Source organism: Catelliglobosispora koreensis DSM 44566 (assembly GCF_000379685.1).
Lineage (GTDB): Bacteria > Actinomycetota > Actinomycetes > Mycobacteriales > Micromonosporaceae > Catelliglobosispora > Catelliglobosispora koreensis.
In genome coordinates this window covers 300,830-315,374 of record NZ_KB903290.1, presented here as the reverse complement: position 1 = coordinate 315,374, position 14,545 = coordinate 300,830, and the positions used below count along the sequence as shown (strand labels likewise).

Below are 14,545 nucleotides of genomic sequence, written 5' to 3'. Positions count from 1 at the left end.
GGCAAATCGCGCAGGGGCCAAAGACCCGCGCCAGTGGGCCGTAGTCCTCGTGCTCCGGGACGCCTTGAGGGCGCAGGCTCGAATCAACGAGAAGGGAGACAGTCATGACCTACCGTGTGGCCATCAATGGCTTTGGCCGCATCGGCCGCAACTACCTGCGTGCCGCGATGAAGCAGCAGATCCTCGGCGAGTCGATCGCTGTCGTGGCGATCAATGACTTGTGGGATCCGGCCACCTTGGCCTACCTGCTAGAGCACGACTCGGCCTTCGGGACGCTTGGCCATGAGGTGCGGGTCAAGGATGACTCGCTCATTGTCGGTGGGCACCACATCGCTGTGTCGTCTGAACGCGATCCCGCTAGCCTGCCCTGGGCCGAGCATGGCGTCGATCTGGTCATCGAGTCGACTGGCAAGCTGCGCAGCCGTCAAGCCGCGGCCGCGCACCTTGACGCTGGCGCTCAGCGGGTGCTGATATCGGCGCCGGGCAAGGAAGTTGACGCGACATTCGTGGTCGGTGTCAACGACAGCTCTTACGATCCGGACACGCACAAGATCGTGTCGGCGGCCTCGTGCACCACTAACTGCGCCGCACCGATGGCGCAGGTTTTGGACAACGCGTTCGGTGTCCAGCAGGGCTACCTGACGACCGTGCACGCCTACACCAACGATCAGTCCCTTGTGGACTCGCCGCACAAGGATCTGCGCCGCGCAAGGTCTGCCGCCGTGAATATCATCCCCACCAGCACTGGCGCCGCCAAGGCGATAGGCGTGGTCATCCCGGGTCTGCAGGGAAAGTTCGACGGTGTGGCACTACGCGTGCCGGTCGAGGACGGGTCCATCACGGATATGACGTGCCATCTTGCTGTTCCTGCGACAGTGCAGCAGGTCAACGACGCGTTTCTGGCGGCCTCAGACGGCCCGCTCAAGGGCATCCTGCGCTACACGCGGCAGCCGATGGTTTCCCGTGATGTCATCGGCGATCCGGCGTCGTGTGTCTTTGACGCGAGCCTCACCCAGGCGAACGGGTACCTGGTGAAGATCTTTGGTTGGTACGACAACGAATGGGGCTACACGAGCCGCCTGCTAGACCTAACGCAAATGTTCGCCGCGAACCGATGAGGCTGCCATGTCCACCGCTACGCAAGATTGGACCGTGAGTGAGTCGGTGCGCATCGGTGGCCGGCTGCTCGAACCCGGGACACGGCTGAAGATTGCCGGGGAACGCGGGACGTTTAGATTCATACGCTACGTGACACGGCCCGACGGGCACTGCTGGCTTGATGTCATCGGTGGTCTTCCCGGGGCGGCGAAGTTCCGGTCGTTTCGCCCCGAGCGTGTCATCACAGCCTTAGAAAGCCAGGAGGGGTCATGAACGACGTGGAGCGCAAGTACAAGCGTGCGGGGGCAGGGCCAGGATGTGGCGGTGGCGCCGTCTACGGCTTGGGCTTCATTGGCGCGTTGGTGTTCTACCTTCAGCAGGCCGAAGGGTTCTGGCAGGGCGTGCTTGGCATTCTCAAGGCACTCGTGTGGCCTGCCTTCGCCGTCTACGAATTGCTGAAGTTCCTTATTACCGGCTAACTATTGTGGCCCAGGCGATTCGCCTGGACCACAACCTCATCTGTTTAGCTGTCGACAAACTCATCCTGACGGCCGCGCACTACCCGTCACCATGCCTCGACAAGTGGCGTACCCGGCTCCCGGCGCCGCCAAGCACGGGCGAGGCGGGCTAAGCGCACCGGCCCGGCGATACCCCACACAGTGGTGATCTTGCCGTAGGCGATATCGAACGACACGCTTCCGATCACCTGGCCGCCGAGGACGAAGACGATGGCCGGGGCGCCATTGAGGACGGCGTAGTGGATAGCAGGCGTGCCGCCGGCAAATCGCCGTTTCGCGGCTGAAGGCTTGAACCCAGCGTGTACGACAGAGGCGATGCGCTGTGCTGTGTCGTAGCGCAGCAAGGTCCTGGCTAGCCCGGCACCGTCGGAAACCGCGATCGCGTCGTCGGTGAGCATTGCCACCAGCCGTTCGGTGCGGCCCGACGAGGCAGCGGCGAGGAATTCCTCGACGATCCGGCGTGCGGACGCTGGATCAGCCTCACCGCCGCGATCGCGACCGGCTGTGATCCTGCCCCGGGCTCGGTGTAGGTGTTGCTGACTGGCCGACTCTGTGATGCCGAGGATCTCGGCAATCTCAGCGTGACTGTAGGAGAACGCTTCACGCAAAACGTAAACGGCCCGCTCAACCGGCGCGAGGCGTTCCATAAGGGTGAGCACGGCGAGGGATACCGATTCCCGCTGCTCGAAGGTGTCGGCCGGGCCCAGCATCGAATCGCCGGCTAGGAGCGGTTCGGGTAACCAGGCACCGGCGGCACGCTCGCGGCGGGCTTGTGCGGAGCCGAGCCGGTCAAGGCACACGTTGGTGACGACTCTGGTCAGCCACGCTTCCGGCGCTTTGATCCAATTCCGGTCGGCGGCCTGCCAGTGCAGGTAAGCATCCTGCACAGCGTCTTCGGCATCGGCGGCCGAACCCAGCAGACGGTAGGCCAGTGAGGCCAGCCGGTCGCGGCTGGCCTCGAACCGGCTGGTGTCGAAGCGATCAGAGGCGTCACTTTCCACACCGCCACCTTAGGTGTGCGCAGCCGGTTTGCTGACAGGCAGATTGGGCGCGGCCAGCCGGTGCTTTCGCTTAGGCAGACCGAATGTCGGGTGCGAGTTGGTCCACAGCGACATATTGAGAATCGCCGCCTTGATTCGCGCGGCTTTCCGGCCGCCCACATAGGCTGCTTTTGCCTGTCCTCGTGCGTCGACCAGCTGCAGGATTCCATCCCGCCGGCCAAGGCTGATGTGGTTTCCTACGTACCCCAGCTCAGCCTGGGCGATATCGCCGCCGGTCAAGCGTCCGACGACCGTCCTTATGACCTGCTGCCCGGTGTAGCCGGCTGATGCGCAGGACATCGGCAGGGCCAGGCCGTTATCGCCGATGGCATAGGCACTGTCGCCGGCGGCGTAGACATTGGGATGCGATGTGGAGCGCATGGTGCGATCCACCACGATCCGGCCCGCATCAGTAACCTCCAGCCCGCTAGAAGCGGCAAGGGGGCTAACCGCAAAGCCGGCCGTCCAAACCGTGGCATCCGATTCCACGACGGTGCCGTCTGCACACAGCACACGAGCCGCTTCGACTCCTTCGACGAAGGTGTGCTCGAGGACGATGATCCCCAGCCGGTCACAGGCCTGGCGTAGGTGACGACGGGCCCCTTCGGACAGCCGGGCTCCCAGCTCGCCGCGGGCGGCCAAAGTCACACGCAGGCCAGGCCTCGATTCAGCGATCTCGGTCGCGGTCTCAATGCCCGTCAACCCTTCACCGACGACCACGACACTCCCACTCTCGCCGCGCTCGTCCAGGTGGTCCAGCCGCTGACGCAGGCGCATCGCCGATGGCCTGCTGGCGATATCGAAGGCATGCTCAGTTACACCTGGGATGCCACGGTCATCGCCGTTGCTGCCCAATGCGTAGACAAGTGTGTCGTAGCCGAGCTCCGCCCCACCATCAGCATCGGCCACAGCAACGACCTCACGTTCAGGGTCAACGGCCATCACACGAGCCACACGCAGCTCAATGTTGGTGCCTGCAAACATGTCGGCAAGCATCGGAGCCTTAATCCGCTGGCCAGCGGCGACTTGGTGCAGACGCAGCCTTTGCACAAAGTCCGGCACCGCGTTAACAACGGTGACCTGGGTATCCAATGGGGACAGCCGGCGAGCCAGGTTTCCGGCCACAAAACACCCGGCATAACCAGCACCGAGCACCAGAATTCGATGTTTCACATCTCGCTCCCATCTGTTTGCCTGTCCTTCGCAGACTTGAGCGAAATAGCGCCATGATTCCTGACAGGAAAGACGTGTGGCCTAAGGCACAGCCCGGAGGCGCCGGGAAACCTGGCCATCACCTGACCGCTGTGGCCCAGGCGGTTCGCCTGGACCACAGCCTTCTCAGCCGTTAGTTGATGGCCAGGCCTGTTGCGGCATCAAAGAAGTACGCCTCATCCAGGTTGAGGTACAGGGTGACCTGCTGTCCTGGCGTCACCGTCGCCTCGGGATCGATTTTGGCCGTCCACATCGCGGTCAGCTCGGTGTCTACTCCGGATGCCGCCGCCGACCCCGTGGTGTCGGGCAAGGCGAATGGTGGCAGGAACAAGATGTTCTTCTCGTCGCCCAGGGATTCAACGGTGATCGCTTCGATGTCGATGCCGAAGGGCTGCTCATCGCGTACCCCCGACAATGACAATGACCCAGGACGCAGCCCGGCGATAATGTCACCAGCCGGATAGCCGCGCAGCCGGTGGTTTTCTGGAAGCGCCCAGTAGTGATCCCCGAGCCGCAGCTTGCCGTCTTCTAGAGCGCCGCGGGCCAGGTTCATTGCTGGAGAACCGATAAAGCCGGCCACGAACACGTTCGCCGGGTAGCGATAGAGCTCCTCCGGGGTGCCGACTTGCTGCAGCTTCCCGGCATTGAGCACGGCGATCCGGTCGCCCAGAGTCATCGCCTCGACCTGGTCGTGCGTGACGTAGATGGTTGTGGTGCGCTCCTGCTGGTGCAGGCGCATCAATTCGCCGCGCATCGCCACCCGAAGTTTGGCATCGAGGTTGGACAAAGGCTCGTCCATCAGCATCACCTTCGGCTGGCGCACCATCGCCCGGCCCATCGCGACACGCTGGCGCTGGCCGCCAGACAGCGCCGACGGTTTGCGCTCCAGCAGCGGCTCGAGCGCCAGAGTACGTGCTATGCCATGGATTTGCTGGGACGCTTCGCCCTTGGGCACATGGGCGATCTGCAGGCTGAATCCGAGGTTTTGTTTGACCGTCATGTGGGGGTACAGGGCGTAGTTCTGGAAAACCATCGCGATGTCGCGCTCTTTGGGCGCAAGATTATTGACGAGCTTGTCGTCGATCTGGATGGTTCCCGCGGTCGGGTCATCGAGCCCGGCCACAAGGCGCAGCAAGGTGGATTTGCCACAGCCTGAAGGTCCAACGAGGACGATGAACTCGCCATCGTCAATGGTGAGGTCCACCTGGTCGAGGCCGATTGCCCCGCCAGTGAAGACCTTGCTCAATCCGGTGAGGACAACTTTGGCCATAGCGTCAGCATCGGCGCTTTGCCGCCCATACGTTAGGGCCCCGGGATCTGCCGCACCGGGTCTTTGGTCCCTGCCCGTTCTGGCCGGGCAGGTGGAGGCTGGAAACGACACCTATTGAGGAGGTTCGCTATGCAATCCGGCTATCCTGTTCAGTTCACTGTGGAATACCCAGAACGCGATCTGAACCGGCTCACGACGTTCTTCCGTTTGTTCGCCGCCATACCGATTTTGATCGTGCTGGCGGCGGTCGCTGGTGGCACTTGGCGCAACGATAGTGGGCAGGACATCACGATAACGATCGCCGGTGCGGGTGGGCTGCTGTTTCTGGCGCCCCTGCTGCTGATCGTTTTCCGGCAGAAGTACCCGCGGTGGTGGTTCGACTGGAATTTGGAACTGCAGCGGTTCAGCAACCGGGTTCTGGTTTACCTCGCGCTCATGGACGACCGCTATCCGTCCACAGACGAGGCTCAGGCGGTGCGGCTGGACTACCGGTATCCAGACGTGCCAAGGGAACTCAACCGCTGGCTTCCGCTGGTGAAGTGGCTTCTGGCGATCCCGCACTACTTTGTGCTGTTCTTCCTTGGAGTCGCGGCGACTATCACCGTCATCGTCTCGTGGTTCGCGATCCTGTTCACCGGGCGGTACCCGCGGTCGCTTTTCGACTTCGCCGAAGGCGTCATCCGCTGGCACAACAGGGTGATCGCCTACGCCTTCACCTTGGTAACAGACGACTACCCGCCGTTTCGGCTCAGCGCTTAGCTAGCAAAGGCTGTCCCCGGCAGAGCCACGTCTGCCGGGGACAATCGCAGAATCGATTACTTGACCGCGGCTTTGACGTCACCCGCGATACGCCGCAACGTATTCGACAAAGCCTCGGCGACCAGGCGGCCAGCTTCCTTCACATCGGCACGCACCGCTTCATCATTGATGGCTTTGCTTGCCGCGTCGAAAGTTTCCTCCAGACTGCGCCCGATCTTTTCCAGCGCGTCTTTGGCGCCTGTATCCCCTGCCTGCTCGCGGTGCAGCTTCAGCTTGAGGCCTAGCGCTTCGAGACGATCCCGAAGCTCGTTCCAGGTTTCCTTCTGCTCGTTCACTTGTCTTCCTCCGTTCCCGCCAGATGGCGAACCAGTCCAATCACTTGCAGCGGAATAGCGATCACTGTCCCCACGATCGCCACGATAAGAACGAGGCGAGCGATCTGTCCCCAGTCGCCGGGCCAGCCCGAGAAATCGAAGGGAAACACCTTCCAGATCTGGATAAGCGCGGCGAGTCCCAGGGCCGATGTCGCCAAGTCCCCGAGATCGAGCAGCCACAGCGGGTCGTAGGCGCTGTAGAGCACATTGACGGCCAGTCCGAAGGCTAGTAACAGATTTACCCAGCCAATGATCTCAGATGTGCTGGGCGTGAGGACATCGACTGACCGCCATCCGGGCGTCACATTGATCGCCACCAACATCGCCGTGTTAAGCGCGGCCAATATGACGTAACCGGCTTTCCTGCCAGTCTTTCTGGCAGTCGATACGGTAGCTGTCATAACTCCACCGTGCCTCGCCCCGCTTTGCTAGCGCAGAGGCCGGTTACCCGTGCGGCAGGGCCTAAAGACTCTGCCGTCCCCCGATACCCAGGCATACGCTGCGGCCTATGGACAAGCCTATCGTCGTTGGCTACGGCCGCTCACCCGAATCCGACTCGGCACTGCGGTGGGCTGTGGCCGCAGCGGAGCTTCACCGCACGCCGCTGGAGGTCTTGCATGTTCTTGAGTGGCCAGTCACCACACAGCCCGGAGACGTCGACTGGATTACACCCCAACAGCGCCTGGAGATCAAGTCCGATCTGGAGGCCGCGGTCGCACAAGCGGCAGGCACCGCCTTACCAGTAACGGTTGTGGACGGACCCATCGCCGCGGTTCTGTGTCAGCGCTCCGCCCAATCCCGCCTCGTCGTGATGGGCACCCACGACAGTGGCTTGTTTCCCGGCTCGCTGCTCGGCTCCAGGGCGCTAACAGTCGCGGTGCACGCCGCTTGCCCTGTCGTCGTCGTGCGAGGCGAACAGAGCGGGAACAAGCTGCCCATCGTCGTTGGGATTGACGGCTCACCGCAAGCACAACGCGCCGCGCAATTCGCTTTTAGCGAGGCGCATGCTCGCCAGTGCGACGTCATCGCCATCCGCGCTTGGCATCCTCAGCCCGATCCCACCGAAGAACTACAGACCGCCGAACGACACGAACTGCGCGAAGCGCTGCGGGACGCTCACAGCGCTTTCCCGGACGTGGCCTATAGCCTTCGCGCCGTCGCGGGCAAGCCGGCCAAGGTCCTCGTTGAGGCGTCGGGTCAGGCACAGCTCGTTGTCACCGGGTCGCGTGGCATGGATACCTTCGAAGGCCTTGTCCTCGGCTCGGTGGGATTGCGGCTGCTACACCACGCCCACTGCCCGGTCGCGATAGTGCGGTAATCACGGATGTGGCTCTCGGTCGCCGTAGCGCTCGCCGTCGGGCTCATGGTCGGCTCCGAACGTGAACGCAGCGGGCACGGCCCGATGACCGGTGGTGTAAGGACGTTCGCACTGGCATCGGCAGCAGGATGCATCGCCGCGTTCGCCGGACCCGGACCGTTCGCCGCGGCGATCGGCGCGACGGCGTTGGTGGCGACAGCGGGCTATCTGCGCCGGGCCGACCCCGAAGATGGTGCCACAACAGAGATCGCGCTGATTCTGACCACGGTGATCGGTGGTGCCGCCGCCCGCTGGCCCGCCCTCGCCGCTGCGTTAGGTGTCGCCACGGCCGTGCTTCTCGTGTCCAAACAACGGCTGCACCGGTTCGTGCGCCAGAGCATCACCGACACCGAGGTCGCCGATGCGCTCAAGTTCTTCGTGGTCGCACTCATTGTCCTGCCGCTCATCCCTCATAGCAGCATCGGGCCGTACGGTGCGATAGATCCGCGTCGCGTTTGGACTCTTGTCGTCGCGGTCACTGGACTGAGCTGGCTGGGTTATCTCGCTATTCGCGTGCTCGGCGCCCGGCACGGCCTCGTGCTCGCCGGCCTGGCAGGCGGGTTCGTGTCCGGATCAGTCACCACCGCGGCGATGGCGAGACAGGCCAAAGTACCTTCAGCGAGTCGAGCCGCGCTCGCCGGAGCCCTGATGGCCAGTGTCGCCACACTCGTGCAGCTCATCATGGTCACCGCCGTCGCCGACGCACGGGTCACCGCCACTTTATGGCCAGCCGCCGCGGCCGGTGCGGTTATCCTGCTCGCCGAGGCAGTGTGGCTGGCGTGGAGGTCGCCGCACGTTTCGCCGTCTGAGTTGCCGGTTCGCCGTCCGTTCGCGTTCATTCCAGCCATCGTGCTTGCCGCCACCCTTTCGGCCTTTCTGGTGATATCCCGCTTCGCCGAGGACGTCTTCGGCGCGGCCGCGACGCAGGCCACTGTCGCCGCCGCTGGGCTGGCCGACGCGCACGCGGGAGCGTTAACCGCGGCAACACTCTCCGCTGGTGCTGTTATCACCGTTCCGGCGGCCGCCATCGCAGCCCTGTACGCGGTGGCCGTCAACACGGTGGTCAAGCTTGTTCTGGCCTGGATCGCGGGCGGACCACGGGTTGCCGTGTCGTTCGCGCTGCTCATGGCCGCGCCGGTGGCTGCTGTGGCTGTTGTCGCGGTTGTGACGCTCGGGACTTAAGTCCTGTCGGTGAAAGGGACATGTTCTCTGCACATGAGGTCATCTTCAGCGCGACGATCTGGGTATGACTGTGACTGCCAGCGCGCCCACAACGGAGTATCTCAGCGAGGAGCAATTCCGTGCCGTTGATATGTGGTGGCGAGCGGCCAACTACCTGACCGTCGGGCAGATCTACTTGCTGGCCAACCCGCTGCTGCGCGAAAGCCTGGCCAAAGCACACATGAAGCCGCGGCTGCTCGGGCACTGGGGCACGAGTCCTGGCCTGAATTTGCTGTGGGCTCACCTGAACCGGGCCATTATCGCCCGCGATCTGAGCACGATCTTCATCACTGGGCCGGGCCATGGCGGGCCGGCGATCGTAGCCAACACGTGGCTTGAAGGCACTTACAGTGAGACCTACCCTAGCGTCAGCCGCGATGCCCCCGGCATGGAGCGGCTGTTTCGCCAGTTCTCGTTCCCCGGTGGCATTCCCAGCCACGTGGCCCCGGAGGTACCCGGCTCCATTCACGAGGGCGGCGAACTCGGCTATTCCCTGATGCACGCCTACGGCGCGGCTTTCGACAACCCGGATCTGCTCGTGGCGTGTGTGGTCGGTGATGGTGAAGCCGAAACAGGACCGCTATCTGCCAGCTGGCTGTCCAATGTGTTCCTGAGCCCCATCACCGATGGTGCCGTGCTGCCGATTCTGCACCTCAACGGCTACAAGATCGCTAACCCGACTGTACTTTCCCGCATCCCAGACGAAGATCTCCTATCGCTTATGCACGGCTACGGGTATCAGCCGATCGAGGTGTCTAGCGAAGACCCGAACCGGGTGCATCACGAACTGGCTCGGGCTCTCGACGAAGCCCTCGACGAGATCGCCCGCATCCAGGCCTACGCACGCAGCACCGGCGACGGGTCCCGGCCGCGCTGGCCAATGATCATCCTGCGTACGCCGAAAGGCTGGACCGGGCCAGGCGAGGGAACCGTCAACGCACACCAGGTTCCCCCGCTCGACGGGCCGCGGCAGCTGGAACAGTGGATGCGCTCGTATCATCCCGAAGACCTGTTCCAGGGCGACGGCGCACCGATGCCAGCACTGGATGTCCTGATACCGCAAGGTGAGCGCAGGATGAGCGCCAACCCGCGAACCAACGGCGGAACAGTGCTCACCGATCTTGTCCTGCCTGACATCACCGCTTACGGCGTACCCGTTGGGCAGGCTGAAGCCACCCGGGTAGCCGGCGCCTGGCTGCGCGACGTCATGAAGGCCAATCCCGATCGGTTCCGGCTCTTCGCACCGGATGAGGCGAACTCCAACCGGCTCGGCGCTGTCTTCGAGGCCACCGACCGGGTGTTCACCGCTGAAATCACCCACACCGACAAAAGCCTTGCCACACAAGGACGCGTCGTGGAAGTGCTGTCGGAACACTTGTGCCAGGGCTACCTCGAAGGCTATCTGCTCACCGGCCGGCACGGGCTGCTCACCAGCTACGAGGCTTTCATCCATGTCGTCGATTCGATGGTTAACCAGCACGCCAAGTGGCTCAAGGTAACCAACGGTATCGCGTGGCGGCGTCCCATCGCCTCCCTGACCTACCTGCTTTCCAGCCATGTGTGGCGACAGGATCACAACGGATTCTCCCACCAGGATCCGGGATTCATCGATCACGTCGTGAACAAGAAAGCCGAAGTCGTCCGGGTATACCTGCCGCCCGATGCCAACACACTGCTGTCTACATTGGACCATTGCCTGGCCAGCCGCCAGTACATCAACGTCGTGGTAGCCGGAAAACAGCTGGCGCCGAACTGGCTCGACATGCAGGAGGCCAGACTTCACTGCCGCCGTGGCCTTGGGATCTGGCAGTGGGCCAGCAACGACAATGATGGCGAACCAGATGTCGTCCTGGCCTGCGCGGGTGATGTCCCCACGCTGGAAGTGCTTGCCGCGGTTAGCCTTCTGCGTGAGCATCTGCCCGAATTGAAAGTCCGCGTCGTCAACGTCGTCAACCTGATGCGGCTCCAGCCACCCAGCGAACACCCGCATGGCTTAAGCGACACCGAATTCGACGCCATCTTCACCACCAGCAAGCCGATCGTGTTCGCCTATCACGGCTACCCGTGGCTGATCCACCGCCTGTCCTACCGGCGCACCAATCACGACAACCTGCACGTGCGCGGATACAAGGAGGAGGGCACCACGACAACTCCGTTCGACATGGTGATGCTCAACGATTTGGACCGCTTCCACCTCGTCATGGATGTCATCGACCGTGTCCCCGGGCTCGCCGTCAAGGCCGCCGCGCTGCGCCAGGACATGGCCGATGCCCGGCAGCGCTGCCGCGATTACACCCGCGCCCATGGTGAAGACGCCCCGGAAATCCGGGACTGGGTATGGAAACGCTAGTAAGACCAGCGCCAGCCGGGCTGACCTCCGCAGAGGCCGCCGCCCGGCTGGCCGCCGATGGCCCAAACACCGTGGCCCGCACCAAACCCCGGCGACTCACCGCCCGCATCGGCGCTCAGCTCACCGATCCGCTGGTGATGTTGCTGCTGGCTGCCGCCGTCGTCACGCTGGTGCTGCGAGACTGGACCGATACCGCGGTTATCGCCCTCGTTATCGTGCTCAACACCGCTATCGGTGTGGCCCAACAGGTCCGGGCCGACCGGGCTATCGCGGCCCTGGATGACTACACGGCCCCTACGGCACGGGTCGTCCGCGACGGTGCCGACCAGACCATCGCCGCGGCAGATGTCGTGCGTGGCGACCTGATTCGCGTGGAGGCGGGCGACATTGTCCCGGCCGATCTGCTCATCGAGGACGCTTTCCGCTGCCAGGCTGATGAAGCCGCGCTTACCGGCGAATCGGTGCCAGTGTTCCGGTCAGCTGGCGAGGAGCTGTTTTCTGGCACGGTCATCGTCACCGGCCGGGCTACGGGTGTCGCGGTGCGCACGGGGGCCACGAGCGCCCTGGGCCGCATCGCACATCTGGTCGCCAGCGCGAAAAGCGGCCCAACACCGTTGCAGCGGCGCCTAGCCCGGCTCGGCCGTGTGCTGGGTGCGGCCGTTGTCGCCTTGTGCCTGCTCGTTTTTGGCATCGGCGTCGCGGCGGGCCAGCCAGTATTGACGATGGCGCTGGTAGCGGTCAGCCTCGTCGTGGCGGCCGTGCCGGAGTCACTCCCCGCTGTCGTGACACTCGCTCTCGCGCTCGGTGCACGGCGGATGGCCCGCCACAAGGCCATTCCGCGAAACCTGCACGCCGTTGAAACGATGGGATCGGTGACCGTTCTGGCCTCCGATAAGACAGGAACCCTGACCGAAGGCCGCATGTCGGTGCGGCAAGCTGTCGCCGCCGGTGACGGTGTTCACGACGCCGATGGCATTGGCTATACGCCGACCGGCACGATCGACCCCGAGGCGACGCCCGAGCTGCTTGCCTTGGCGCGCGCCGCCGTGTTGTGCTCCGACGCCAACATCGTGCAGGCCGCCGACAGTCCCGATTGGATAGCCATAGGCGATCCGATGGAGGCTGCCCTGGTGGTGTTCGCCGCCCGCTGCGGCCTTGACCCGCAACACATTCGCCTATCCGCACCGCGTATCGCCGAGCATCCTTTCGACCAGGCCACCCGCCAAATGACAACTATCTCGCGGGTACGCGATGAGTACTACACGGTGTGCAAAGGCGCCCCTGAGACCGTTCTCGTGCCTCCCGTCATCGACGACACCGATCCGCACCTGCAGGCCGCCCGCAACGCCGCGCAAACCCTTGCCGCACAAGGCATGCGGGTGATCGCGGTTGCGGCCGGCACGTCGATTCAGCCAGGCAATCCCAGCGCGCCGCAAGGCCTGCGGATCCAAGGCGTCATAGGTGTCGCCGATCCGCTGCGAACGGCTGCGGCGAAGACAGCGGCCTCCTTTGAACGGGCGGGCATCCGGCTGCTGCTCATCACCGGCGACCATCCCGCGACCGCCTCGGTCATCGCCGCACAGGTCGGCATCTGGCATCCGGGTGAGCCGATAGGTACCGGTGACCGGCCAGAGCTAGCCCACGAGGTGCACGTCTTCGCGCGCACGCAACCGGAGCAAAAGCTTGGCATCATCGCTGCGCTGCAAGACCGCGGCCACGTGGTGGCCATGACCGGTGACGGTGTCAATGACGCCCCAGCGTTGCGCCAGGCCGACATCGGCGTGGCCATGGGCAGCGGCACCGAGGTCGCCCGGCAGGCCGCCGATCTGGTGCTGCTCGACGACAATCTCGGCACCGTCACCGCCGCGGTCGGCGAGGGCCGCCGTGTCTACGACAACATCCGCCGTTTCCTGCGCTACGGGCTTTCTGGAGGCCTCGCCGAGATCCTGGTGATGTTGCTCGGGCCAGCCCTCGGTATGGCGGTTCCGCTGCTGCCCGGCCAGATTCTGTGGGTCAACCTGCTCACCCACGGCGTGACCGGGGTCGCGATCGGCGCCGAGCCTGCCGAACCCGATGTGCTGCACCGTCCGCCGCGCCCTCCTGGCGAGCAAGTGCTCGGCGCCGGCCTGTGGCGCGGTGTTCTCCTGCTGGGCACGTTGCTGACGGCCGTGACGCTGGGCACCGGCGTGTTCGCGATGCGGGCGGACTGGCCGTGGCAGAGCATGGTGTTCGTGACGCTCGGCCTGACCCAGCTGGGTTTGGCCATGGCTGTGCGTGTGCGCGGTTCCGGGTTGCGCAACCCCGGGCTGCTGGCTGCCGTCGCTTTCTCGGCGGCAGCCCAGATCGCTGCCGTCCTCATTGGACCGTTGCGTGACCTTCTTGGCACCGAGCCGCTGTCGTGGGCTCAACTTGGTTTCTGCGCCGTCGCGGCGCTCCTGCCAGCAGCCGGTTTGTGGCTGTGGAAGCACTGGAGGGGATGAAGATGACAATCGTCGTTGGTGTGGATGGTTCAGATCAGAGTCTGGATGCCGTCCGCGTAGCCGCAGCGGAGGCGCAGTGGCGTGACCGTCCACTTCGGATCGTGCATGCCTTTGTGTGGCCAATGTTGCATGTCGCGGCCGGGGCGCCGGTGGGCGGGCCTCCGGACGCCGGTCTTCGGCACGCGGCCGAGGCGGTGCTCAAGGATGCGGCGGCCATCGCCGCCGAGGCCCAGCCGGGCATTGAGATCAGCACAGACCTGATTCCCGGGGCGCCAGTTGCGGTGTTGCTGCAAGCGGCTAGCGATGCCGAACTCGTTGTTCTGGGCGACCGGGGGCTCGGCGGATTTTCCGGTTTACTTGTCGGATCCGTCGCCGTTCAGCTCGCCGCGCACGCCGCTGCGCCAGTCCTTATCGTCAAAGGATTCCTGCGCCCGGACGGGCCGGTGGTCGTTGGCGTGGACGGCTCGCAGCGATCAGTGCACGCCATCGAATGTGCCTTCGAAGAAGCCGCCAACCGCCACGCCGAACTCGTCGCCGTGCACTGCTGGACCGATCCGGTGTCCACCGAGCCCGGCGACATGCTTCCCCTCGTCTACGACATAGAGGCAACGGAAGACGATGAGGAGCGGGTCATGGCGGAGTCCTTGGCCGGGTACCGCGAGCGTTATCCGACCGTCAACGCACGAACCGAAGTGCTGCGCCGTCACGCCAGCAAAGCCCTCATCGAGCGCACTAAGGACGCACAGCTGATCGTCGTCGGCTCACGGGGACGCGGTGGCTTCAGCGGCCTGCTCCTCGGTTCGGTCAGCCAGCAGGTGCTGCACCACTCTCACTGCCCCGTTCTGATTGCCAGGAAGAAGGATTAG

Annotated in this window: 14 protein-coding genes; 9 read left to right on the top strand and 5 right to left on the bottom strand. The window is 64.3% G+C overall.

Annotation, left to right across the window (positions count from 1 at the left end; genetic code table 11):
* Nucleotides 1-104: 104 nt before the first annotated feature.
* Genes gap through A3E1_RS0131620 form a run of 3 tightly spaced genes read left to right on the top strand, consistent with a single transcriptional unit; the run spans nucleotide 105 to nucleotide 1,577 of the window.
* Nucleotides 105-1,118, top strand: a complete 1,014-nt coding sequence (gene gap, locus A3E1_RS0131630; protein WP_020524831.1) for a type I glyceraldehyde-3-phosphate dehydrogenase — start codon at nucleotides 105-107, stop codon at nucleotides 1,116-1,118.
* Nucleotides 1,119-1,125: 7 nt separating this feature from the next.
* Complete coding sequence (locus tag A3E1_RS0131625; protein WP_020524830.1) at nucleotides 1,126-1,371, top strand: DUF7246 family protein; 246 nt, start codon at nucleotides 1,126-1,128, stop codon at nucleotides 1,369-1,371.
* Nucleotides 1,368-1,577 carry a hypothetical protein gene (locus tag A3E1_RS0131620; RefSeq protein WP_020524829.1) on the top strand — a complete coding sequence of 70 codons (210 nt, stop codon included), beginning with the start codon at nucleotides 1,368-1,370 and terminating at the stop codon, nucleotides 1,575-1,577. The genes A3E1_RS0131625 and A3E1_RS0131620 overlap by 4 nt, the downstream gene beginning before the upstream one ends.
* An 86-nt stretch (nucleotides 1,578-1,663) precedes the next feature.
* Here A3E1_RS0131620 and A3E1_RS0131615 read toward each other — a convergent pair whose 3' ends face one another.
* From A3E1_RS0131615 to A3E1_RS0131605, 3 genes are all read right to left on the bottom strand, one after another.
* The gene (locus tag A3E1_RS0131615) at nucleotides 1,664-2,617 is read right to left on the bottom strand and encodes a sigma-70 family RNA polymerase sigma factor (protein WP_020524828.1); all 954 of its coding nucleotides are present in this window, start codon (nucleotides 2,615-2,617) and stop codon (nucleotides 1,664-1,666) included.
* 9 nt (nucleotides 2,618-2,626) lie between these two features.
* Nucleotides 2,627-3,829 carry an NAD(P)/FAD-dependent oxidoreductase gene (locus A3E1_RS0131610; protein WP_020524827.1) on the bottom strand — a complete coding sequence of 401 codons (1,203 nt, stop codon included), beginning with the start codon at nucleotides 3,827-3,829 and terminating at the stop codon, nucleotides 2,627-2,629.
* 172 nt (nucleotides 3,830-4,001) lie between these two features.
* The gene (locus tag A3E1_RS0131605; RefSeq protein WP_020524825.1) at nucleotides 4,002-5,138 is read right to left on the bottom strand and encodes an ABC transporter ATP-binding protein; all 1,137 of its coding nucleotides are present in this window, start codon (nucleotides 5,136-5,138) and stop codon (nucleotides 4,002-4,004) included.
* A gap of 129 nt (nucleotides 5,139-5,267) precedes the next feature.
* Here A3E1_RS0131605 and A3E1_RS0131600 point away from each other — a divergent pair, with 129 nt between their 5' ends.
* The gene (locus A3E1_RS0131600; RefSeq protein ID WP_020524824.1) at nucleotides 5,268-5,897 is read left to right on the top strand and encodes a DUF4389 domain-containing protein; all 630 of its coding nucleotides are present in this window, start codon (nucleotides 5,268-5,270) and stop codon (nucleotides 5,895-5,897) included.
* Nucleotides 5,898-5,953: 56 nt separating this feature from the next.
* Here A3E1_RS0131600 and A3E1_RS0131595 read toward each other — a convergent pair whose 3' ends face one another.
* Complete coding sequence (locus tag A3E1_RS0131595) at nucleotides 5,954-6,232, bottom strand: hypothetical protein (RefSeq protein WP_020524823.1); 279 nt, start codon at nucleotides 6,230-6,232, stop codon at nucleotides 5,954-5,956.
* Entirely contained in the window at nucleotides 6,229-6,672 is a 444-nt protein-coding gene (locus A3E1_RS0131590) for a hypothetical protein (RefSeq protein ID WP_020524822.1), read from the bottom strand. Before A3E1_RS0131590 ends, A3E1_RS0131595 begins: the two co-directional genes overlap by 4 nt.
* Before the next feature lie 107 nt (nucleotides 6,673-6,779).
* Here A3E1_RS0131590 and A3E1_RS0131585 point away from each other — a divergent pair, with 107 nt between their 5' ends.
* The 5 genes from A3E1_RS0131585 to A3E1_RS0131565 all read left to right on the top strand — a co-directional run bounded on the left by A3E1_RS0131585 (nucleotide 6,780) and on the right by A3E1_RS0131565 (nucleotide 14,545).
* Nucleotides 6,780-7,589 (top strand): universal stress protein, encoded by an 810-nt coding sequence (locus A3E1_RS0131585; protein WP_020524821.1) that lies wholly within the window; start codon nucleotides 6,780-6,782, stop codon nucleotides 7,587-7,589.
* Nucleotides 7,590-7,595: 6 nt separating this feature from the next.
* Nucleotides 7,596-8,810 (top strand): MgtC/SapB family protein, encoded by a 1,215-nt coding sequence (locus A3E1_RS0131580; RefSeq protein WP_020524820.1) that lies wholly within the window; start codon nucleotides 7,596-7,598, stop codon nucleotides 8,808-8,810.
* 64 nt (nucleotides 8,811-8,874) lie between these two features.
* Nucleotides 8,875-11,199, top strand: coding sequence for a phosphoketolase family protein (locus A3E1_RS0131575; RefSeq protein WP_020524819.1), 2,325 nt, complete (start codon nucleotides 8,875-8,877; stop codon nucleotides 11,197-11,199).
* A complete protein-coding gene (locus A3E1_RS0131570) occupies nucleotides 11,187-13,679 on the top strand; it encodes a cation-translocating P-type ATPase (RefSeq protein WP_020524818.1) in 2,493 nt (830 codons plus the stop codon). The genes A3E1_RS0131575 and A3E1_RS0131570 overlap by 13 nt, the downstream gene beginning before the upstream one ends.
* Entirely contained in the window at nucleotides 13,676-14,545 is an 870-nt protein-coding gene (locus tag A3E1_RS0131565) for a universal stress protein (RefSeq protein ID WP_020524817.1), read from the top strand. Before A3E1_RS0131570 ends, A3E1_RS0131565 begins: the two co-directional genes overlap by 4 nt.

Excerpts from the sequence above, each read along its gene's own strand:
- A3E1_RS0131605 (WP_020524825.1), bottom strand. The coding sequence starts at position 5,138 with ATGGCCAAAGTTGTCCTCACCGGATTGAGCAAGGTCTTCACTGGCGGG.
- gap (WP_020524831.1), top strand. The coding sequence starts at position 105 with ATGACCTACCGTGTGGCCATCAATGGCTTTGGCCGCATCGGCCGCAAC.
- A3E1_RS0131590 (WP_020524822.1), bottom strand. The coding sequence starts at position 6,672 with ATGACAGCTACCGTATCGACTGCCAGAAAGACTGGCAGGAAAGCCGGT.
- A3E1_RS0131585 (WP_020524821.1), top strand. The coding sequence starts at position 6,780 with ATGGACAAGCCTATCGTCGTTGGCTACGGCCGCTCACCCGAATCCGAC.
- A3E1_RS0131580 (WP_020524820.1), top strand. The coding sequence starts at position 7,596 with ATGTGGCTCTCGGTCGCCGTAGCGCTCGCCGTCGGGCTCATGGTCGGC.
- A3E1_RS0131620 (WP_020524829.1), top strand. The coding sequence starts at position 1,368 with ATGAACGACGTGGAGCGCAAGTACAAGCGTGCGGGGGCAGGGCCAGGA.
- A3E1_RS0131565 (WP_020524817.1), top strand. The coding sequence starts at position 13,676 with ATGAAGATGACAATCGTCGTTGGTGTGGATGGTTCAGATCAGAGTCTG.
- A3E1_RS0131625 (WP_020524830.1), top strand. The coding sequence starts at position 1,126 with ATGTCCACCGCTACGCAAGATTGGACCGTGAGTGAGTCGGTGCGCATC.
- A3E1_RS0131600 (WP_020524824.1), top strand. The coding sequence starts at position 5,268 with ATGCAATCCGGCTATCCTGTTCAGTTCACTGTGGAATACCCAGAACGC.
- A3E1_RS0131575 (WP_020524819.1), top strand. The coding sequence starts at position 8,875 with ATGACTGTGACTGCCAGCGCGCCCACAACGGAGTATCTCAGCGAGGAG.
- A3E1_RS0131570 (WP_020524818.1), top strand. The coding sequence starts at position 11,187 with ATGGAAACGCTAGTAAGACCAGCGCCAGCCGGGCTGACCTCCGCAGAG.